Annotated in this window: 19 protein-coding genes and 2 tRNA genes; 17 read left to right on the plus strand and 4 right to left on the minus strand. The window is 31.5% G+C overall.

Annotated elements, in window-relative coordinates; genetic code table 11:
- Positions 1-24 precede the first annotated feature (24 nt).
- Together CS884_RS10290 and CS884_RS10295 are read right to left on the minus strand one after the other, a co-directional pair.
- Positions 25-1,743: a hypothetical protein gene (locus CS884_RS10290; RefSeq protein ID WP_099321721.1), complete on the minus strand. Its 1,719-nt coding sequence runs from the start codon at positions 1,741-1,743 to the stop codon at positions 25-27.
- Positions 1,736-2,641: an AAA family ATPase gene (locus CS884_RS10295; protein ID WP_099321722.1), complete on the minus strand. Its 906-nt coding sequence runs from the start codon at positions 2,639-2,641 to the stop codon at positions 1,736-1,738. Before CS884_RS10295 ends, CS884_RS10290 begins: the two co-directional genes overlap by 8 nt.
- 108 nt (positions 2,642-2,749) lie before the next feature.
- Between CS884_RS10295 and CS884_RS10300 the strand changes: the two genes are divergently transcribed.
- From CS884_RS10300 to arsA, 6 genes are all read left to right on the plus strand, one after another.
- A complete protein-coding gene (locus tag CS884_RS10300; protein ID WP_099321723.1) occupies positions 2,750-3,193 on the plus strand; it encodes a MarR family winged helix-turn-helix transcriptional regulator in 444 nt (147 codons plus the stop codon).
- Entirely contained in the window at positions 3,190-4,950 is a 1,761-nt protein-coding gene (locus CS884_RS10305; RefSeq protein WP_099321724.1) for an ABC transporter ATP-binding protein, read from the plus strand. Before CS884_RS10300 ends, CS884_RS10305 begins: the two co-directional genes overlap by 4 nt.
- Positions 4,943-6,832, plus strand: coding sequence for an ABC transporter ATP-binding protein (locus CS884_RS10310; protein WP_099321725.1), 1,890 nt, complete (start codon positions 4,943-4,945; stop codon positions 6,830-6,832). Before CS884_RS10305 ends, CS884_RS10310 begins: the two co-directional genes overlap by 8 nt.
- A gap of 177 nt (positions 6,833-7,009) precedes the next feature.
- On the plus strand, positions 7,010-7,345 hold the full coding sequence (locus CS884_RS10315) for a metalloregulator ArsR/SmtB family transcription factor (RefSeq protein ID WP_257875785.1): 336 nt from the start codon (positions 7,010-7,012) through the stop codon (positions 7,343-7,345).
- Between the two features lie 81 nt (positions 7,346-7,426).
- Positions 7,427-7,849 carry an arsenite efflux transporter metallochaperone ArsD gene (arsD, locus tag CS884_RS10320; RefSeq protein ID WP_099321726.1) on the plus strand — a complete coding sequence of 141 codons (423 nt, stop codon included), beginning with the start codon at positions 7,427-7,429 and terminating at the stop codon, positions 7,847-7,849.
- Positions 7,850-7,869: 20 nt separating this feature from the next.
- Entirely contained in the window at positions 7,870-9,612 is a 1,743-nt protein-coding gene (gene arsA, locus CS884_RS10325; RefSeq protein ID WP_099321727.1) for an arsenical pump-driving ATPase, read from the plus strand.
- A 62-nt stretch (positions 9,613-9,674) separates the two neighbouring features.
- Here arsA and fetB read toward each other — a convergent pair whose 3' ends face one another.
- Positions 9,675-10,454 (minus strand): iron export ABC transporter permease subunit FetB, encoded by a 780-nt coding sequence (gene fetB, locus CS884_RS10330; protein ID WP_099321728.1) that lies wholly within the window; start codon positions 10,452-10,454, stop codon positions 9,675-9,677.
- Positions 10,447-11,076 carry an ATP-binding cassette domain-containing protein gene (locus tag CS884_RS10335; RefSeq protein ID WP_099321729.1) on the minus strand — a complete coding sequence of 210 codons (630 nt, stop codon included), beginning with the start codon at positions 11,074-11,076 and terminating at the stop codon, positions 10,447-10,449. The genes fetB and CS884_RS10335 overlap by 8 nt, the downstream gene beginning before the upstream one ends.
- Before the next feature lie 194 nt (positions 11,077-11,270).
- On the opposite strand from CS884_RS10335, the gene CS884_RS10340 reads away from it, so the two are divergent.
- The 11 genes from CS884_RS10340 to CS884_RS10390 all read left to right on the plus strand — a co-directional run bounded on the left by CS884_RS10340 (position 11,271) and on the right by CS884_RS10390 (position 21,195).
- A tRNA-Gly gene (locus CS884_RS10340) sits at positions 11,271-11,345 on the plus strand.
- 178 nt (positions 11,346-11,523) lie between these two features.
- Positions 11,524-11,597: transfer RNA gene (locus CS884_RS10345), tRNA-Cys, on the plus strand.
- 41 nt (positions 11,598-11,638) lie between these two features.
- Entirely contained in the window at positions 11,639-12,316 is a 678-nt protein-coding gene (locus tag CS884_RS10350; RefSeq protein WP_099321730.1) for a DUF6873 family GME fold protein, read from the plus strand.
- 36 nt (positions 12,317-12,352) lie between these two features.
- Positions 12,353-13,639, plus strand: coding sequence for a branched-chain amino acid transport system II carrier protein (gene brnQ / locus CS884_RS10355; protein ID WP_099321731.1), 1,287 nt, complete (start codon positions 12,353-12,355; stop codon positions 13,637-13,639).
- A 47-nt stretch (positions 13,640-13,686) separates the two neighbouring features.
- Complete coding sequence (gene hisS / locus CS884_RS10360; protein WP_099321732.1) at positions 13,687-14,994, plus strand: histidine--tRNA ligase; 1,308 nt, start codon at positions 13,687-13,689, stop codon at positions 14,992-14,994.
- Positions 14,995-15,288: 294 nt separating this feature from the next.
- Positions 15,289-16,434, plus strand: a complete 1,146-nt coding sequence (locus CS884_RS10365; protein WP_099321733.1) for an acyl-CoA dehydrogenase — start codon at positions 15,289-15,291, stop codon at positions 16,432-16,434.
- Positions 16,435-16,446: 12 nt separating this feature from the next.
- Positions 16,447-17,232, plus strand: coding sequence for an electron transfer flavoprotein subunit beta/FixA family protein (locus CS884_RS10370; RefSeq protein ID WP_099321734.1), 786 nt, complete (start codon positions 16,447-16,449; stop codon positions 17,230-17,232).
- 10 nt (positions 17,233-17,242) lie between these two features.
- Positions 17,243-18,250 (plus strand): electron transfer flavoprotein subunit alpha/FixB family protein, encoded by a 1,008-nt coding sequence (locus tag CS884_RS10375; protein WP_099321735.1) that lies wholly within the window; start codon positions 17,243-17,245, stop codon positions 18,248-18,250.
- 99 nt (positions 18,251-18,349) lie between these two features.
- Positions 18,350-19,129 carry an enoyl-CoA hydratase-related protein gene (locus tag CS884_RS10380; protein WP_099321736.1) on the plus strand — a complete coding sequence of 260 codons (780 nt, stop codon included), beginning with the start codon at positions 18,350-18,352 and terminating at the stop codon, positions 19,127-19,129.
- Positions 19,130-19,139: 10 nt separating this feature from the next.
- Entirely contained in the window at positions 19,140-19,982 is an 843-nt protein-coding gene (locus CS884_RS10385; protein ID WP_099321789.1) for a 3-hydroxyacyl-CoA dehydrogenase family protein, read from the plus strand.
- Positions 19,983-20,007: 25 nt separating this feature from the next.
- Positions 20,008-21,195, plus strand: coding sequence for an acetyl-CoA C-acetyltransferase (locus CS884_RS10390; RefSeq protein WP_099321737.1), 1,188 nt, complete (start codon positions 20,008-20,010; stop codon positions 21,193-21,195).
- Positions 21,196-21,211: the final 16 nt, after the last annotated feature.

Raw genomic sequence — 21,211 nt, forward strand, 5'->3', positions numbered from 1 at the left:
AGGTCAGTTCATTTTTTTGCATCTTTAATTATTGAGTATCTCATTTTTTATAAAAATTGAAACTATTTTTGAAAAGTTTTCTAATTTTGTTATTCTCACAAAATCTTTGTTGTAGATGAGCTTTGCATTTTTGACATCTTCATCTTCGCCAGTAAAGACTGCAAGTATCGAAATCCCGTCATTTTTTAGATTTCTTATCTCAAAAGCAGTATCATCTACGGCGATTTTGCCCTGATATTGGTCTTTTTCCTTTAGTTTTTTGGTATTGATATTAGATCTCTTGTCGTTGGGTTTGCCATCTGAAAGAATTATTAGAATATTTTTTGTATCGCTTTCTTTTTTGATCAATTCATGGATAGTTTTAAAAGCAAATCCATCTCTGTTGGATCCTGCAGCGTAGAAATTATAAATTTCTAAATTTTTATTTTTTTCCTGATAATCCCTATACAAATTAAAAATAGTATGATCTCTAAGACTTGAAAAGCCCATGATTCTAATTGGTATTCCAACTTTATCCATTGATTTTCCTATGATGTAGGCTTGATTTGCAAGAATTTCCTGTCTTTTTATTTGGCTGGCTGATGAATCTATTAATAAATCGATTTTAAATTTATTTACATTGTCTAATTCTTGATTTTTAAATACATCGTAGTCGTTAAGAATTGGGGCTTTCCAAACTTTACTAGAATCAATTTCTCCATAATTTTTCCTAACATCGACAAAATCTTCATAAGTTAAAAGAGAATTTTTGATGGCAAGGCTAAGTTCGTTGATATTTCTGTTGTTGATTGCAAAATTATTTTCTATATAGTTTTTGTTTTTATCATATTGCTTTTGACGATTTTTTTTGTAAAATTTGGCGTTAGCTTTGTCAGAGTATTCTCCCTTGGTAAAATATAATTTTTTGCCAGAATGTATGCCTTTTGCAACAGTTTTTTCAATGGCGTGAAGCTTTTCTTTGGCTAATATAGATTTACCAAAAAAATCTTCTATAAATTGATCTGAGGAATGGTAATTATCATCAGAAGAATTTAAAAACAAGAGATTTTTATCTAAATCTTTTTTCTTTTCAGCAAGATAAATATTTCCGGTAAATTCTGCTGAGCCGATGGCAAATTGCTCTCTTATCAAATCTTCAGAAAATTCCTTAGATTTTTCACTATCCTTAAAATCTTTAGCCTTATTTTCCTTTACCATTTCTTCAAAAAGACCTTGGTCTTTTTTGCCTCTTTCAAATTTGAAATGACTTTTAAAAACCTTATTTAGCTTATCTATTAGGATATTTGTGTCGGTGGTATTTATTGCAAAAATTTCTCTATAAATTTCTCTAAACAAAGCTCCTTCAATAATCGGCTTTCCAAAAACTTTGTCATAATAAGCTTTTTCAATTTGTTCTTTTAGATTATTTGGCTGGTGGTAGCTATATTTTCTAAGTTTTTTTCTTGCATAATCTTTTTTAAAATCTTCAATTACCAAATTTTCTTTGGCTAATTCTTTATAGGAAATTTCTTCTATTAGCAAATTTGTTATAAAGACAAAGTCCTCATAAAAGGGATTATCTTTTTTTAGATATGCGAAAAAGGAATCCAGCATTTTGAGATCGAAAGTCTTTATAATAAAGCCTTGTACCATATTTTTGTAGACTTCGTCCATAGGATAAGTTTTTTTGGGAGTAAATTTATAATTGTGCGAAAAATCCCAAATTATATTAAATTCTCTTATTTTTTCCCTTTGGTCAGTCATTGAAAATGCTCTCTTTTATTTGACTTGGAATTTTTGTTTTTATGGTATCAATTACAATTTCTCTTTCAAATTCATCAAAAGATTTGTTGGCAATGCCCATAAGGATTGCATCATAAGGATTTAATCCTATTTGCATAGTTTCTATAGCAGAAATTAGTCCGCGAAGATCGACAGATTTTGTTGAGATTTCGTTATTTTCACTCTTAAATTGAAGAGAAATAAACATATCTATAAAGGCTTTTCTGTATTCTTCTTTTAGTTTTGTAAAAGTATCAGCCAAAAGTTTGTCGAGATTTTCTTTTGTTATATTTGGCATATGAATAATCATAAATCTTGATGCCAAAGCTTCGTTTACTTCGCGAGTTCCTACATAACCATAGTTCATAGTTGCAATAAATCGAGTATTTGGATCTAATTTTATTTTTTCATAGCCTGGCAAATCTATAATTCTTCTGTGGTCAAGACTTGCGTGAAGAACAGAAATCGCCTCATTTTTTGCCATATTTATCTCATCTAAAACTGCAAAACCACCACGCGTGCTTGCTTCATAAATTGGGCCTTTTCTAAAAGTAACTTGATTATCTTTGAAAGTATCAGCTCCTATAAGTGATGAAAAATCTGTATTTACATGAAAAGATACATTCCATGATGGTCTAGCAAAAAGATAGGATAAATTTTCTGCCAAAACATTTTTTCCAGTAGCCTTTGCACCTGTTAGCAAAATATTTTTGCCGGCAAGCAAGGCTGAAATAGATTCTTCCAAAACTTCTTTGCCATAATACTTAAACTCAGGTTTTATAACTCTAGGATCATCAAAAAGTCCATTTTCTTTTCTATATTTTTCTAATTTTTCAATTAATTTATTATCGACATTTTGTTTTTGTAAATATTCAATCATCAGTACTCCTTTAAGCTTATATATTATACAATTTATAAAAGATTTTTCGACTTGACAAAGTCCGTAAATAGACTATATTATTATAGTTATTATTTTGGAGGACCATTAATGAATGATAAATCATGTCAAATTTTTAATATATTTGCTCTTTTAAAAAAATTAGGAGCTTTAAATAAAGAAAGAGTCGGTCAATTTGGCTTAAACCATTATGAGGTTTTTATTTTATACGATATTTACGAAAATAGACTCATTAGTCAAAAAGATTTGGTAGAAAAACTAAAGGCTCCCAAGCAAACTATAAATTCGATAGTTATGAGCCTAAAAGAAAGAGATCTTTTGACTATGGTTTCAGACGAAAATGACAAAAGACAAAAAAATATGACTCTGACTGATAAGGGTAAGGAAGAAATCAATAAAATTTCCTCATATTTATCAAAATCTGATAGAGAAATTTATAATTATTTGGGCAAAGATAAAATAAGAGAAATTGAAAATAACCTAAATGAACTTATAAAAGCATTAGAAACGAATATTAAGAAGGAGGTAATATGAACAGATTAATAGAATTTAACAAGGCTTTTTCCTATATTAATAATTATCTGGGCAAATATAGGAAAAATAGAAATATTTCTATGCTGATGACTGTCTTAGAAACAGTTTTTGAATTGCTAATACCAGCAGTCATGGGAATTATTTTAAATAAAGTAATTTATCAAAAAGATCCAAAAGAAGCCATAAAATATGGACTTATAATAATTATCTTGTCAGCTCTTGCTATGTTTACCGGTATGAAAGCTTCAAAAAATGCTGGTTTGACTTCAACTGGACTTACAGATAATGTAAGAAAAGCAGAATTTAGAAAAATTCAAGAATTTTCTTTTGAAGATTTTGAATTTTTTGGCGTACATTCGCTCATCACAAGAATTACTAACGACATGCAACAAATAGCTCAATCATCTTTTATGACCACTCGTTTTGTTATAAAAACTCTAGTTATGGCGATAGTTTCTTTTAGTCTTGCCTTTAAGACTAGCAGAAAATTATCCATGATTTTCTTATTTATAATGCCAATTTTAGTTATTATCGTTATAACAATTGCATCAAAAGCTATTCCAAAATTTAGGAAATTCAGAAAGCAATACGACAAGTTAAACCAAGTTGTAGAAGAAAATCTAAATAATATGCGTGTTGTTAAAGCTTTTGTAAGAAAAAAATATGAGATAGAAAAATTTGGCATAGCCAACGAAGAAATGTTTAGATTGTCAGATTCTTCTCAAGGATTAATGAGTTTTATATTTCCATCGGCCAATGCTATTTTGTACCTAACTTTTATAGGCCTAACATATTTTGGTGGAATAGAAATCATCAAAGGCAATCTTGGCGTGGGAGATCTTGTAAGCTTTAATATGTATGCGATGATGCTTTTAGGCTCCTTAATCGGACTTTCTATGGTATTGACTATGCTTATGAGTGCATCTCCATCTGTAATACGAGTAAAGGAAGTTTTAACTCGTGAAATTTCTATGGATAATGATGATAAAATCGAAGGTCTTAGACTTGCTGATGGTTCTGTTGAATTTACAAATGTAAGTTTTAAATATGAAAAAGAAAGTGAAACTTATCAGCTAAAAGATATTAATCTTCATATCAAATCGGGCGAAGTAATAGGAATTTTAGGGCCAACTGGTTCATCAAAATCTACCCTTGTCCAACTAATCCCAAGACTTTATGATATAACAGAAGGAAATCTTAAAGTTGGAGGCAATGATATTAAGGATTATGACCTAAAAGTTTTGAGAGATGAAGTTTCGATAGTTTTACAAAAAAACACGCTTTTTAGCGGAACAATTGAAGATAATATTAGATGGGGGGATTCTGATGCTGATTTTGATGAGATTTTAGCAATGGCAAAAATTGCCCAAGCAGATGAATTTATTAAAGAGAGAGCCGATGGCTATCAATCAGTTTTGGGACAAAAGGGAACGGGAGTTTCTGGTGGACAAAAACAAAGACTTACAATAGCAAGGTCTCTACTAAAAAAACCAAAAATTCTAATACTTGATAACTCAACTTCAGCTGTCGATACCAAAACTGAAGCAAAATTGTTGGAAGGCTTTAAGAATTTAGACCATAACATGACACAAATTATAATCTCCCAAAGATTATCTTCTTTTGAAAATGCAGATAGAATTGTGGTTATGGATGATGGAAGAATTTCTGATATAGGTAGTCACGATGAACTTTACCAAAGATCAGAAATTTACAAGATGACTTACGATATTCAACACAAAGGAGGGGAAGATGAGTAAAAAAATCGACGATGTTAAAGTAGATGAAATTCAAATTAGCAAAGATAAACATCAAAAAAATTTGGATATAAATGCTCTAAAAAAACTTTTTTCTTATCTTTTTGTTCATAAATGGCAATTAGCTCTTGTCTTTGTTTGTGTAATTGTATCTGCTATTACGCAAGTTATTGGAATTTCGATGATGCAGCCAATAATAGATAACTATATCTTAAAATCTGATATTAGTGGACTTAAAACTGCTGTAATAAATATGGCCTTGGTGTATCTAATTTCAACCATAACAACCTTCATCTACACAAGACTTATGATAAGAATTGGCGAAAGATCAATTAGAAATTTGAGAAATGATCTTTTTATAAAAATTCAAAAAATGCCAATAAACTTTTTTGATACTAACCAGCACGGGCAAATAATGAGTAGATTTACCAACGATACGGATATTTTATCCCAATCCTTATCCTCAACTTTGCCAACTCTTATAAGATCGCTTTTGATGTTTATAGGAACTATAATTGTTATGATTAAATTATCTTTAATCCTTACAATTGTAATGTTTGCTGGTCTTGTGATAATGATTTTTGTCTTAAAAAACATTGTAGGAAGAACTGGCAAATTATTTAAGGAAGCTCAAAAAAATGTATCAATCCTAAACGGCTTTGACGAAGAAATGCTTTCAGGACAAAAAGTCATCAAAGTTTTTAACAAAGAAGAAGATTCTATAAAAGAATTTGATGAAAAAAGCGAAAATTTAAGATCTACAATGGCAGAGGCTATGATAAATGCTGGAAAACTTATGCCTTTTTTGGTAAATTCCATAAATATTATGTATGCAATAATAGCAATAGTTGGCGTAATTATGGCCATAAATGACAATCTTACAATAGGAGTTTTGGCAACATTTCTAACTAACGCTCGCCAATTGCAAAATCCTATAGCTAACGTTTCTCAACAAGCAAATGCTGTATTTTCTGCAATGGCAGGAGCAAGTCGTATCTTTGAAATTATCGATATGCCAATTGAAAAAGATAGTGGATATATAGAACTTGACCATGTAAAAGTAGATGCTAATGGCAATGCAAGTCCTTGCTCTGCTGATAGATGCTATGCTTGGAAATGGGAAGAAGATGGAAAAACAATTTATAAAGAGCTAAAAGGAAGAATAGATTTTGAACACGTAGATTTTTCCTACAATGGCAAGGATAAGATCCTAAAAGATGTAACATTTTATGCAAATCCGGGCGAAAAAATTGCCTTTGTTGGATCTACTGGAGCTGGTAAAACCACAATTACAAATGTAATTACAAGATTTTATGAAATTGATAGTGGTTCTATAAAAATTGACGGAATTGATATAAGAAATATCAAAAAAGATCATCTAAGGAAAGCTTTTGGCATGGTACTTCAAGATGTAAATTTATTTACAGAAACCATTAGTGAAAATATTAGATATGGAAAACTAAGTGCAAGTGAAAAAGAAATTTTTGATGCTGCAAAACTAGCTGGAGCAGATTCCTTTATCCATAGACTACCAGAAACTTATCAAACAGAAATTTATGGAGATGGTTCGTCATTATCAGATGGACAAAATCAATTAATTTCAATATCAAGAGCTGCCATAGCAAATCCTCCAATGCTAATTTTGGATGAAGCCACTAGCTCAATTGACACCTCAACAGAAATCAAAGTAACCAAGGCCATGGATAATTTGATGGAAGGATCAACATCAATTGTAATAGCCCATAGACTCTCAACTATACAAAATGCCGATGTGATAATGGTTATGGAAGATGGAAGGATTATCGAAAGAGGAAGTCACGACCAACTTATAAAAGAAAAAGGAACTTACTACGGTCTATATACGGGTGCCTTAGAATTGGACTAAAATTGAATTTAAAAAAAATAATGTATTATCGATTAAAAGATATTACATTATTTTTTTGTAAATAATAGTAAATAGTTTATTTTCTAAAGAGTAGAAAAATGGAAAAGTATCTAAAAAATATACATAGATATATTGAAATATTTCTATGTATATGATATAGTAATAAAGAGGTAATTTATGATGGCGAAAAATTATAATATTTATATAGATATTTCAAAAAAATTAAAAGTTTTATCAGATCCAAAACGTCTACAAATAGTAGATATGCTTTCTTGTGGAGAACTTTGTGCTTGTCAGATTCTAGAAAAATTTGATATTACACAGCCGACTTTATCAGCGGATATGAAAAAATTAGAAGCTTGTCAAATTGTAATTAGTAGAAGAGAAGGGAAAAATGTATTTTACTCTCTAAACCTTGACACTTTAAATGAAATCGAAAACTCTATTGAAGATATATTTAAAGATAGCCCTGATTGCATTTGCCATAAGAAGGGAAAAATTTGTCTTAAATAATTTTTTTGTCATACATATAGAAACATTTATATATATCTATTTAAGTTTTTGCCGGTAAAAGTTAAATTTTAGGAGGATTTTATGAAAAAAATAAGACTTTATGAAAAAGCTATGTGTTGTCCAACGGGACTTTGTGGGCCTGTACTTGATCCAGAATTAATAAGAATTTCTGTAGCTATAGATAATATGACTAAAAACAAGGTCGATATCGATAGATACAATTTATCAAGCTTTCCAGATAAATTTGCAAAAAATGAAAAAATTAAAGAGCAATTAAAGGAAAAAGGCAAATATGCACTTCCAATTACAACTGTTGACGATGAAATTATTATGACTGGCAGATATTTGACAAATGAAGAATTTGCTGAAATTTCAGGGATTTCTGTAGATTTAATTTCCAAAAAAGATGAAGAAGATGCTTGTAAATGTGAAGATGGAGAAACTTGTGACTGCGAGAATGAAGAAAGTAAAAATAACTCTGATAGCAAGTCATCTTGTTGTTAAGTATTAGAAAGAGTAAGGTAATGAATAATTTTAATCCTAGCGATATCAAACTAACTAAGTATTTATTTTTTACAGGAAAAGGAGGAGTTGGCAAAACTTCCATAGCATCAGCTACTGCAGCTAATCTTGCTGATAATGGTAAAAAAGTTCTTTTGATAAGTACTGACCCGGCTTCAAACTTAGAAGATATATTCAAAGTAAAATTAACTAGCAAAGCTAAAGAAATTGAAGAAATAAAGGGACTTTTTGTAGCAAATCTTGATCCAATAGAATCAGCAGCAGAATATAGGGACAGTGTTATAGCTCCTTATCGTGGAGTATTGCCCGATTTTGCTATAGAAAATATGTATGAGCAGTTATCTGGATCTTGTACTGTTGAAATTGCAGCCTTTAATGAGTTTTCAAAATTTATAACAGATCTTGATATGCAAAAAGAATTTGATCATATAATTTTCGATACTGCACCAACAGGACATACTTTAAGAATGCTACAATTACCTTCTGCTTGGACTAACTTTATTAGCGAAAGCACCCATGGTGCATCTTGCCTTGGTCAACTTGCAGGTTTGGAAGATAAAAAAGAGATGTATAAAACCGCTGTAGATACTTTAGCTAATGGAGAAATGACAAGGCTAGTTCTAGTTACAAGACCTGAAATAGGCCCAATAAATGAGGCGGAAAGAGCATCAAAAGAGCTAAAAAATATTGGTATTAACAATCAAATTTTAATAATTAATGGAATATTAACATCCTTTGATGATGAAATTTCTAATTCACTTTACCAAAAGCAAAAGCAAGCTATGGAAAATATGTCTGATTACCTAAAAAGCATAGAAACATATAGCCTTGCCCTAAGATCATACAATATAAGTGGTATAGAAAAAATTAGAAATTTATTTACCAGGGATGATTACCAAGAAGACGAGCAAAAATTAGATGCAAAGTCTATCAAAAAATTAAAAGATGTTATCTCTGACCTATATTCGACCGATAAAAAGATAATATTTACTATGGGCAAGGGTGGCGTTGGAAAAACCACCGTTGCTGCAGCAATTGCTCTTGGTTTATCAGAAAAAGGGAAAAAAGTTCATTTAAGCACAACGGATCCTGCTGATCATCTAAGATATGTAATTAAAGAAAATGAAAATATTTCCATGAGCCATATAGATGAACAGTTAGAACTTAAAAAATATCAAGAAGAAGTCCTCTCTAAGGCTAGAGAAACTATGTCCAAAGAAGATCTAGAATACTTAATGGAAGATTTAAGATCCCCGTGTACTCAAGAAATAGCTGTTTTTAGAGCGTTTGCAGAAATTGTCGAAAAATCTGAAGATGAAATTGTAATCATTGATACAGCTCCAACTGGTCATACTCTTTTATTATTAGATTCAACAGAAAGCTATAACAAAGAAATTGAAAGATCCAATGGAGAAGTTCCAGAAGCAACTAAGAAATTATTGCCAAAATTAAGAGATAAGAACTTAACTGAAGTAATAATTGTTACACTTGCAGAACCAACCCCATATTATGAAGCTTATAGGCTTGAAGAAGATCTAAAAAGAGCAAATATAAATAGCAAATGGTGGGTAATTAACTCATCCTTGTATCTAACAAATTCGACAAATAAAGTATTATCATCAAAAGCCAACGAAGAAATCAAGTGGATAAACAAAATTGACCAACACACCAAGGGCAATTTTGCTGTTATTTCATGGCTAAAAGAAGAGATAAAAGATGATAATTTAAAAAAACTTATAGATTAAAAAACACAAAAAAGTGGTTGAAGTAAAATTATTATTTTACTCTAGCCACTTTTTTAACAAAGTCAAATAAGTTGCTCTTGCTTATTAAAGAAATTTTTATAACCTAAATGCAAGAAAACAAAGTCGCAAATACTAACAGAACTCAATATTGCTGTCATTATTGCTATTTGATATCTAATTGCAATTAGAGGTGAAACTCCACCTAAAATCTGCCCTGTCATCATTCCTGGCAAAGAAATTATGCCAATATTTTTGATGGAATTTAAGGTTGGAGTAATGGCGGTGTCAAAAGATTTTTGTATAAATTTATCCATGGCCATACGAGGACTTGCTCCGAGCATTAAAGATCCCTCAATTTTGGATCTATTATTTTCACTTGCATCTAAAAGACCGTTTAATGCCAAATTTATTCCTGTCATTGAATTTCCAATAATCATTCCACCAAGAGGAATTAGATATTGAGGATTATAAATTGGTTTTGGCCTAATAACAACTAATAGAAAAAATATTAGGGTAAAAACTGTTCCAGAAATTTGCGCAATTGCTATAGTTTTTTTAAGTTTACTATTTAACCTATCTTTCTTAGGTGAAATTATATTAAAAACAGCAAAACTTTCCATGAGTAAAATCAACAAAGTTGACAAAACTATAGAAGAACTGTCAAAGACATAAACAAGGATAAAACCTGCTATAAAAAGCTGAATGGTCATTCTTATTGTTCCATTAATGATATCCTTATTCCTATTGATGCCATTTAAGGAAGTCAATAAAAGTGCTATGGCAGTAAATATATAAGTTAAAATTAATTGCTGGTTACTTAAATTTATTACAGAATTATTCATGGCTAATTTCTCCATCTACAATTTTTATTATCCTATCGGAATATTTTTTTGAAATTTCGCTAGAATGGGTTACATAAATGATAGTTTTATCTTCTCTTTTTGCCATATCAACCATGGTACCAATTACAAAATCTTCAGTAATATCATCAAGAGCTGAAGATGGTTCATCAAGTAAATAAATTTGAGAATCTAAAAGCATAAGCCTTGCAATTGAGACCCTCTGACATTCGCCACCAGAAAGATTTTCCATATCGGTAGATAAACTTTTATCTAATTTTACAGAAGCCAAAGCCTTATTTAGAATTTCATCGCTTACTGGATCTTTATCTTGAAATTTTCTACCAATTAATAAATTATCTCTTATACTTCCCTTAAAAGTAAGAGGATTTTGGGCGAGCATTGGAACCCTGCGCCTGTAAGAAACAGGATCGATATTTGCAATATCTTTTCCATTATAAGTTATATAACCTGAACTTGGGGATATGAGTTTATCTATAAGCTTTAGCATGGTAGACTTCCCAGAGCCACTAGGACCAATAATGCAAGTAACTTCATTATGATTAATTTGTAATTCATCTATTTTAATGATGTCCTTAAAAGTGACATCATGAAATTGAAACATAAAAAACCTCCAAAAAATTATTTCACAATAAAAATATTATACCATATAATAAATTGTAGAATCTTAAAGAAAAGAATATTTGACAAAAAAGAAATATAGATTTAAAATATTAAAGTAATCGAAAAAAAACAAAGAATAAATTATAAAAAAACTTTACAAAACTATTTTTCTAATGTATAATAACAAATGTATTTGCGGATGTGGCTCAGTGGTAGAGCATCGCCTTGCCAAGGCGAGGGTCGCGAGTTCGAATCTCGTCATCCGCTCCAAGTCACATGTAGTGTTTTAAATGCGAAGCATTTAAAATCTTCGAGATGAGCGAAGCGAATCCGAAGAATTAAGCGAAAGAAGCACGAGCTTCTTGAGCGCATATTTTGCTATTAATTATTTAATGCGATACTAATCGCCAGATCCATGTATTGGTACTTGGTGATTTTTTTAATATCCGGCGCCATAGCCAAGTGGTAAGGCAGAGGTCTGCAACACCTTTACCCCCAGTTCAAATCTGGGTGGCGCCTCCAACCCTGCTCTCCTTTGGAGAGCTTTTTTTATAGGAGTTTTTATGCTTATTATCAGTCATAAATCAAGAGTTGAATTTGTGAAATTTTTAGAAGAAAACAATTTAACTTATATAAAGACAATAGATAATCCAAATTTAGATAAGAGGATAGCAGATCATCCAGATTTATCCATTTTTATTTTGAATAAAGATACAATTTTTATCGATAATAGTGTAAAATATGAATATAGAAAACGTTTGTTAGATAAAAATATCATTCCAGGGGAGTCCGTTTGCAAATCTTATCCAGAAGATGCTATTTACAACATTTATATGGCTGATAGCTATTATATTCACAATGATTTTACTGAAAAGAATATATCTTTGTATATGAAAGCTCATAATATCAAGCATTTATATGTCAAACAAGGCTACAGCAGATGTTCTATTATTCCTTTGGGTGAAAAAATTTTAACAAGTGATTTTGGAATTTATAAATCTTTGAAAGATAAAATAGAAGTTATTTTGCTTGAAAAAGAAAAAATTGAACTTGATGGTTTTGATTATGGATTTATCGGTGGATGCTGCGGATTTTTTGATAATACCTTAATTTTTAATGGGAATATTGAAAAGCTAAATAGTTTTGAAATTATTAAAAATGAGGCAGATAAATCAAAAATTAAGTTACTTTATCCAAAATCATGCGATTTGTTGGATACTGGATCTATATTATGGTGCTAAGCGTTATCTTAGCTATTCTATTAAGGAGTTTAAATTATGGAAGTTGTTGTTGTTGGCTTTGCTCTTTTCTCTTTATTTTTTGGCGCTGGAAATTTGATATTTCCTCCATTTTTGGGAAAAATTTACGGTTCAAATTGGTTAATTGCAAGCCTTGGTTTTATTTTAACTGGAGTTGGACTTGCGTCAATTGCTATTTTTTCCATGGCTAAAAAATCTGGAGATATAAAAGTTTTTACTGAAGTTGCCGGCAAAAAATTAGGATATACAATAACCTTAATTATTGCTTTGACAATCGGACCATTGGGAGCAATACCAAGAACTGGCGCTACTAGTGGCGAGGTTATTATTGCAAGTGGCATTGATATTTCCTATGCTTTGTTTATACTTTTGTTCTTTGGATTAGCTTTAACTTTAATTTTAACTGATAGTAAAATTATCGATATCATCGGCAAATACTTAACTCCTAGTCTTTTAATAGTTCTTATGATTATGATTGTTGCAGGCATTATAAATCCTATAGGTTCTTTTATAAAATCTGATATAAGTAAGGCTAATACCTTTACAAATTCTGCTATAGAAGGTTACAACACCATGGATGCTCTTGCTTCTATTGCTTTTGCTCCAATTATAATAAAATCTTTAATTGATAAGGGCTGTAAGGAAAATATTGTAAAAAAGACTGTGGAAGCTACGCTAATAGCTGCTGGCAGTTTGATCTTGGTTTATATATCACTTACATATTTGGGAGCAAGCTCTTCTTTGCTTTATCAAGATATTAATTCTAGAGTTGAACTTTTAATAAAAATTTCTAATTCGACCTTGGGTTCTTTTGGCAAATACGTCCTATCTGCTATAATCGTTTTGGCTTGTTTTACAACAGCTGTTGGACTAATAAGCTCCATTGCAGAAATATTACATAAGGATTTTTTAAAGATAAGTTATAAAACTTTTGCCATTACAATAACTTTAATATCCATAATTTTATCCTTGGTTGGAGTTGATAAGATAGTTAATTACACATCACCATTTTTGACTTTTATCTATCCAATTGTAATACTTATGATAATATTTAACTTAAGTAATCCAAAGATGACTGAGAAATACAGACATATGAATTTTGCTATTGTAGGAATTATATCATTTATCCAATCCTTGATATCCTACATAGCTATGGCAAACGAAAATCTTGCTAAAAATTTTTCTAAGATTATTTCATTTTTACCTTTTTATGATTATGGATTTCCATGGATTGTGCCATTTTTGATAATCTTTGTAATTGGTCTATTTATGTCGTCAAATCAAAAGAAATGTGAATCTTTATAATGTTAGAAAAATTTTGTGTTATAATAAATTAAAGTATGGAGGATTAGATGGAAATTATAAAACCTACTACTATAGCTGGAATTATGGAACTTTTACCAGAAGAGCAAGTAGTCTTTGATCAAATAAAAAATACGATAGAAAACACCTTTGCGGAATTTGGATTTGCAAACATTGACACACCGCTTATAGAAAAAAACGAAATTCTTTTTGCTAAAGGCGGTGGCGAAACACAAAAACAAATATTTGAAATTGCAAGCGAATCAAAAGATATGAGCCTAAGATTTGACCTAACAGTTCCCTTAGCTCGTTATGTATCTGAACATTTTTCAAATCTTAATTTTCCATTTAAGCGCTATCAAATTGGAAAAGTCTATCGTGGAGAGCGCAACCAAAAGGGAAGATACAAGGAATTTTATCAGGCAGATATTGATATAATTGGCAACAACGACCTATCAATCTACAACGATGCTATGCTTGCAAAAGTAATATTTGAAGCCTTTAGCAGGCTAAACTTACCAGAAGTTACCTTTCACATAAACAACAGAAAATTATTAAATGGATTTTTTGAATCTTTAGAAATAGTAGATACAACTGAAATTTTACGAACAATAGATAAAAAAGATAAAATTGGACTAGAAAAAACTAAATCTTATCTTGAAGAAATAGTTGGAGAAGAAAAATCCACACAAATTTTAGAATTTCTAGAAAATAAATTAGAAGGTCTAGAATTGTTGGAAGATCTTGAAAAATTCGAAGCAAATGAAAAATATAAATTAGGTCTATCTGAGATAAAAACAGTTTACCAATATATGCTCTACCTAGATATTCCAAAAGAAAATATAAAAATCGACTTAAGCATCACTCGTGGCCTAGATTACTATACATCGACAGTTTATGAAACATTTATAAATGGCTATGAATCAATAGGTTCAGTTTGCTCTGGCGGAAGATATGAAAATTTGGCAAGCAATTTTTCAAAACAAAATCTGCCGGGAGTTGGAATGTCAATTGGACTAACTAGACTCTTTTACCAACTTCAAGAACTAGGAATTGTCGATAAAAAAGCGAAAACTACTGAAAAAATAATCATCCTTCCAATGGATGAAAAATACAATTTTTACGCAATAGATCTTTTAAAAAAATTAAAAGCAGCAGGTAAAAACGCAGATATTTACTTTGAAAGTGGAAAATTTAAAAAGAAAATTGCTTACGCCGATAAAATAAATGCCAAATATGCTCTTATAATCGGAGAAGAAGAAGCAAATAATAAGGAAATCACAATAAAGGATTTGTCAAAATCAGATCAAGAAACAATAAAATTCGACCAAGTAGAAGATTACTTCACCAATAACTAAAAATAAGGGCTTTTTGCTAAACATTATTAATGCTTAACAAGAAGCCTTTTTTATTTATAATTTTTGTTTTCAAATTTTCAAAATTTATATTATTTAAGCATTTAGAAACTCTCGCGAAATGGATTTAATAAAATAAATTAAATTGACAATAATTACTAATAATTATCTATTATTGTAAATATATTAACAATATAGAACTAAAAAAGATAAATAAATTTTTGACAAAGTCGCGATTTTGCAATATAATAGATGTGAAAGTCGTAAAGATGAAAAGATTTTATGTAAGGAGATAGTATGGATTTTAGTGTAGACAATACTCACAAAATGCTAAGAGATATGTATAGAGACTTTGCAACTCGTGAAGTTGAACCTCTTGCAGCAACTATTGATGAAGAAGAAAGACCGCCATTTGAAAATATTCCAAAAATGCGCGATGCAGGCTTATTTGGAATTCCAATTTCTAAAGAAAATGGTGGAGAAGGCGGAGATTATTTAGGATATGTAATGGCAGTTGAAGAAATTTCAAAGGCTTGCGCATCTTCTGGTGTAATAATTTCAGCTCACACATCTCTTTGTGCTTGGCCGATCGAAACTTATGGAACAGAAGAACAAAAAGAAAAATATCTTAAGAAATTAGCTTCAGGAGAACACATTGGAGCTTTTGCTTTGACTGAACCAATGGCTGGTACCGATGCTTCAATGCAACAAACCACAGCTCACTTAACAGAAGATGGAAAAAATTATATACTTAATGGTTCAAAGATATTTATAACTAACGCTACATTGGCTGATACTTTTATAATCATAGCAATGACCGATAAATCAAAAGGAACTCACGGAATTTCAGCATTTATAGTTGAAAAAGATACTCCAGGATTTACAGTTGGTTTACCTGAGAAAAAAATGGGAATCCACGGTTCACTAACTTGCGAACTTATATTTGAAGATTGTAAAATTCCTGCAGAAAACTTACTTGGTAAAGAAGGTAAGGGCTTTAAAATTGCCATGACAACACTTGATGGTGGACGTATAGGAGTTGCTGCACAAGCTCTTGGTATAGCTCAAGGTGCATTAGATAAGACAATCGAATATGTTAAGGAAAGAGAACAATTCGGTAGACCTTTGGCAAAATTCCAAAATACACAATTCCAACTTGCTAACCTAGCAAACCAAATTGAAGCAGCAAGACTATTAGTTTACAAAGCAGCAAATGACAAAGATTGTGGCAGACCTTACTCAGTAAGCGCAGCTCATGCTAAATTATTTGCAGCAGAAACTGCTATGAATGTAACAACAAAATGCGTACAACTTTATGGTGGATATGGTTATACTAGAGATTACCCAGTAGAACGTATGATGCGTGATGCAAAGATCACAGAAATTTACGAAGGAACATCAGAAGTTCAAAGAATGGTAATAAGTGGAAGCTTATTTAGATAATAGGAGTTTAAAGTGAATATTATAGTTTTAATTAAACAAGTACCAGATACCAATGAAGTAAAAATTGATCAAGAAACAGGAAGAATTATGAGAGAAGGTCTTCCTTCAATCATAAATCCTGATGACAAAGCTGGTATTGAAGAGGCATTAAAGATAAAAGAAGAAAACGGAGCACACATAACCGTTTTATCAATGGGACCTCCACAAGCTGCAGAAGCTCTAAAAGAAGCTTACGCTATGGGTGCAGATGATGTAATATTGTTAACTGATAGAGCTTTTGGTGGAGCTGATACATGGGCAACATCAACAGCACTTGCAGCAGCAATAAACTCTTTAGATTACGATTTGATAATAGCAGGTCGTCAAGCAATCGATGGAGATACAGCTCAAGTAGGACCACAAACAGCAGAACACCTTGGAATTCCATCTATTTCTTATGTAGAAGATGTAAAAGAAATAACAGAAGATAGCATAACAGTTCAAAGACAATTTGAAGATAGATATCAAATCATAAAAGCAAAATTCCCAGTACTAATCACAACTTTAGGCGAAATGAACAGCCCAAGATATATGAGAGTATCAAGAATTTATGATGTTAACAGAGAAGATTTAGTAAAAACTTGGACTGTTGATGATATAGAAGTTGACAGAACTAATATAGGTTTACAAGGTTCTCCAACAAGAGTTAAAAAATCATTTACCAAGGGAGCTAAACAAGCTGGTAAAGTATTTGATGTAAATGCACAAGATGGCGCTACTATCATAGTTGATAAGTTAGCCGAAGAATTTTTGATTTAAGGAGTTTTTAATGAGCGAATATAAAAATGTATTGGTAGTTTGCGAACAAAGAGATGGCAACCTACAAAGCGTGTCATTAGAACTAATCGGTAAAGCGCGCGAATTAGCAGATAAATTAAATGAAGAAGTAATAGCAGTAATAGCAGGCAGCAAGGTAGAAGGATTAACAAGAGATTTAATTGAACACGGTGCTGACAAGGTTTATTATGTAGAAGATAAAATTCTTGAAAAATATATAACAGAGCCATATGTAAAAACAATGAGCACAATAATCAAAGATTTAAAACCTCAAATCGTTTTATTTGGTGCATCATCAATAGGCCGTGACCTAGCTCCAAGAGTTTCAGCAAGAATTGGTTGTGGACTAACAGCAGACTGTACAAAACTAGAAATAGACGAAGAAACTGGTCTACTAAACATGACTCGTCCAACCTTTGGTGGTAATCTACTAGCTACAATTCAATCTCCAGAAGCTCGTCCTCAAATGTCAACAGTAAGACCAGGCGTTATGCCAAAACAAGAAGATGACAAAACTAGAACTGGTGAAGTTAAAAAATATGATATAACATTTGAAGATAAAGATATCAATGTCGATATAATCGAAGAAAAAGTTGCTGATAAGAAAAAAATCAAAATTGAAGATGCAGATGTACTAATCTCAGTAGGCCGCGGTATCGGTTCAGCAGAAAATATGAAACTTGCTTATGACCTAGCAGAAGTTTTAGAAGGTGAAGTTTCTTCATCAAGAGCTGTAGTTGATTCAGGATGGCTTGAAAAAGACCGTCAAGTAGGTCAAACTGGTAAAACTGTAAGACCAAATTTATATATTGCCTTGGGAATTTCTGGAGCTATCCAACACTTAGCTGGTATGGAAGAATCAGATCTAATAGTAGCAATTAACAAAAACCCAGATGCAAACATCTTTAACGTAGCAGATGTTGGAATAATTGGCGATATCAACGAAGTTGTTCCAGAATTAATCAAAAAAATAAAAGCTGCAAAAGCTAAAAAATATTAATAAACAAGGAGAGCATTATAAATAATTTTATAATGCTCCTTGTCTAAAAACATTTTCATAATTTTTGATAAATTGGGTATTAGATTAATGGAGGAAAATATGAGCTATAAAACTATAAGCTATGAAGTTAACGAAAACATTGGTAAACTAACCATTAACAGACCAGAAGCTTTAAATGCACTAAATTCTGAAGTTTTAGATGAATTAGACCTTCTTTTAGAAGAAATCAAAAAAGATAAGGATCTAAGATGCTTAATAATTACAGGTGCAGGCAGAAGCTTTGTAGCAGGCGCTGACATTAAAGAAATGAGCGAGTTAAGTCCAATAGAAGCTAACAAATTTGGCAAAAAGGGCATAGGAGTATTTAGAAAAATCGAAAAACTTCCAATGCCTGTAATAGCAGCAGTAAATGGCTTTGCTCTAGGTGGTGGCTGTGAACTTGCAATGGCTTGTGATATAAGAATCGCATCCAAAAAAGCTTTATTTGGTCAACCAGAAGTTGGTCTTGGAATTATGCCAGGCTTTGGTGGAAGCCAAAGACTTCAAAGACTAGTAGGTCAAGGATGGGCAAAATATCTAATACTATCAGCAGAAAATATAAAAGCTGATAAGGCTTTAGAAATTGGTTTAGTACAAGATGTTGTAGAAGTAGAAGAATTAGAAGAAAGAGTAAATAGCTTAGCCAAAGCTATAGCTAGCAAAGCTCCAATAGCTGTAAAACTTGCAAAAGAAGCAATCAATACAGGAGCTCAAGTTGATATAGATTCTGCTTTAAGAATCGAAGAATTGGCTTTTGGATTAACATTTTCAACAGAAGATATGAAAAATGGAACAAAAGCTTTTATCAACAAAGAAAAATGCGAATTTGAAAATAAATAAGGAGATATTCATGAAAATTGGTGTAATCGGTGCAGGTACAATGGGTGCTGGAATTGCTGAAATAATGAGCAAAAAATATGAAGTAGTAGTAAGAGATATTTCTGATGAATTTATCGAAAAAGGCAAAAAAACTATAACAAAATCTTTAGACAAATCAGTTGCAAAAGAAAGAATAACAGCTGAACAAAAAGATGAATACCTTGGAAGAATCAAATTTACAACAGATGTAAAAGATGTAGCAGATTGTGATTTAGTAGTTGAAGCAGCAAGCGAAAATCCAAAAATCAAAAAATCTATCTTTGAAGAATTATGTCAAATTTGTAAAGAAGATACAATTCTTGCTTCAAACACATCTTCAATTTCTATCACAGAAATAGCAGCAGCAACACATAGACCTGATAAAGTAATAGGAATGCATTTCTTTAACCCAGCTACAGTTATGAAACTTGTAGAAGTTATCAAAGGAATCACAACAAGCGAAGAAACAGTTAAAAAAGTTATAGAAATCACAGAAGAAATAGGCAAAACACCAGTAGAAGTAAATGAAGCTCCTGGATTCGTAGTAAATAGAATTCTAATTCCAATGATATCTGAAGGTATCTATTGTCTACAAGAAGGACTTGCAAGCCCTGAAGGTATTGATACAGCAATGAAACTTGGTGCAAACCACCCAATGGGACCTCTTGCCCTTGCAGATTTAATAGGTCTAGATATAGTTTTAAACATCATGGACTATCTAAAAGATACAATAGGTTCAGATAAATACGCAGCTCCAGTTTTATTAAGACAAAAAGTAGCAGCAGGCGAACTTGGAAGAAAAACTGGTAAAGGTTTCTACGATTATAGTAAATAAAAATAAATAAAAGAAAGGATATCAAATGACAAGAAAAGTAGTAATAGCAAGTGCAGTAAGAACTCCAGTAGGATCTTATGGAGGATCATTAAAATCATTATCTGCCAAAGATTTAGGCGTTATAACTGTTAAAGAAGCTATCAAAAGAGCAGGAATCAAAGCTGAAGATGTAGACGAAACAGTATTTGGTTGTGTACTTCAAGCTGGCTTAGGACAAAACGTTGCTAGACAAATTTCTATGGGAGCTGGCATCCCTAAAGAAAAACCAGCAATGACAGTAAATATAGTTTGCGGTTCTGGACTTAGAACAGTTTCACTTGCAGCTCAAATGATTAAAGCTGGTGATGCTGATGTAGTAGTAGCAGGCGGTACAGAATCAATGTCTAATGCTCCATACTTATTACAAAATGAAAGATGGGGAGCAAGAATGGGAGATAAAAAGGCTGTTGATGAAATGATCAAAGATGGTCTTTGGGATGCATTTAACGATTACCACATGGGAATTACTGCAGAAAATATTGCAGAAAAATTCAACCTTTCTAGACAAGAACAAGATGAACTTGCAGCTATGAGCCAAAATAGAGCAGAAAAAGCAAGAGCTGAGGGCAAATTCAAAGATGAAATCGTAGCGGTAGAAATCAAAGATAGAAAAGGCAATGTAACTGTAGTAGATACTGATGAACACATCAGAGAAGGCGTTACAGCTGAAGGAATATCAAAACTTAAACCAGCATTTAAAAAAGATGGTGGTACAGTAACAGCAGCAAACGCATCTGGACTTAATGATGGTTCAGCAGCTATAGTAGTAATGAGCGAAGAAAAAGCAAAAGAATTAGGCGTAAAACCTCTAGCAACAATCATCTCTTACGCAACAGAAGGTGTTGATCCTGCAATCATGGGAACAGGCCCAATACCAACAGTAAGAAAAGCCTTAGAAAAAGCTGAATTAAAACTAGAAGATATAGATCTAATAGAAGCAAACGAAGCATTTGCAGCACAAGCTCTTTCAGTAATCAAAGAACTAGGACTTAACACAGATATAGTAAACGTAAACGGTGGAGCAATAGCACTTGGTCACCCAGTTGGAGCATCTGGTGCAAGAATACTAACCACATTATTATATGAAATGCAAAAAAGAGATTCCAAAAAAGGAATTGCAACACTTTGCATAGGCGGCGGTATGGGAACTGCTGTAGTAGTAGAAAGAGAATAATAAAATACACAAAAAA

Origin of the sequence: Anaerococcus sp. Marseille-P3625, from assembly GCF_900232825.1 — a bacterium.
In the GTDB taxonomy this organism is placed as follows: Bacteria; Bacillota; Clostridia; order Tissierellales; family Peptoniphilaceae; genus Anaerococcus.

Excerpts from the sequence above, each read along its gene's own strand:
- CS884_RS10290 (WP_099321721.1), bottom strand. The coding sequence starts at position 1,743 with ATGACTGACCAAAGGGAAAAAATAAGAGAATTTAATATAATTTGGGAT.
- CS884_RS10295 (WP_099321722.1), bottom strand. The coding sequence starts at position 2,641 with ATGATTGAATATTTACAAAAACAAAATGTCGATAATAAATTAATTGAA.
- CS884_RS10300 (WP_099321723.1), top strand. The coding sequence starts at position 2,750 with ATGAATGATAAATCATGTCAAATTTTTAATATATTTGCTCTTTTAAAA.
- CS884_RS10305 (WP_099321724.1), top strand. The coding sequence starts at position 3,190 with ATGAACAGATTAATAGAATTTAACAAGGCTTTTTCCTATATTAATAAT.
- CS884_RS10310 (WP_099321725.1), top strand. The coding sequence starts at position 4,943 with ATGAGTAAAAAAATCGACGATGTTAAAGTAGATGAAATTCAAATTAGC.
- CS884_RS10315 (WP_257875785.1), top strand. The coding sequence starts at position 7,010 with ATGATGGCGAAAAATTATAATATTTATATAGATATTTCAAAAAAATTA.
- arsD (WP_099321726.1), top strand. The coding sequence starts at position 7,427 with ATGAAAAAAATAAGACTTTATGAAAAAGCTATGTGTTGTCCAACGGGA.
- arsA (WP_099321727.1), top strand. The coding sequence starts at position 7,870 with ATGAATAATTTTAATCCTAGCGATATCAAACTAACTAAGTATTTATTT.
- fetB (WP_099321728.1), bottom strand. The coding sequence starts at position 10,454 with ATGAATAATTCTGTAATAAATTTAAGTAACCAGCAATTAATTTTAACT.
- CS884_RS10335 (WP_099321729.1), bottom strand. The coding sequence starts at position 11,076 with ATGTTTCAATTTCATGATGTCACTTTTAAGGACATCATTAAAATAGAT.
- CS884_RS10350 (WP_099321730.1), top strand. The coding sequence starts at position 11,639 with ATGCTTATTATCAGTCATAAATCAAGAGTTGAATTTGTGAAATTTTTA.
- brnQ (WP_099321731.1), top strand. The coding sequence starts at position 12,353 with ATGGAAGTTGTTGTTGTTGGCTTTGCTCTTTTCTCTTTATTTTTTGGC.
- hisS (WP_099321732.1), top strand. The coding sequence starts at position 13,687 with ATGGAAATTATAAAACCTACTACTATAGCTGGAATTATGGAACTTTTA.
- CS884_RS10365 (WP_099321733.1), top strand. The coding sequence starts at position 15,289 with ATGGATTTTAGTGTAGACAATACTCACAAAATGCTAAGAGATATGTAT.
- CS884_RS10375 (WP_099321735.1), top strand. The coding sequence starts at position 17,243 with ATGAGCGAATATAAAAATGTATTGGTAGTTTGCGAACAAAGAGATGGC.
- CS884_RS10380 (WP_099321736.1), top strand. The coding sequence starts at position 18,350 with ATGAGCTATAAAACTATAAGCTATGAAGTTAACGAAAACATTGGTAAA.
- CS884_RS10385 (WP_099321789.1), top strand. The coding sequence starts at position 19,140 with ATGAAAATTGGTGTAATCGGTGCAGGTACAATGGGTGCTGGAATTGCT.
- CS884_RS10390 (WP_099321737.1), top strand. The coding sequence starts at position 20,008 with ATGACAAGAAAAGTAGTAATAGCAAGTGCAGTAAGAACTCCAGTAGGA.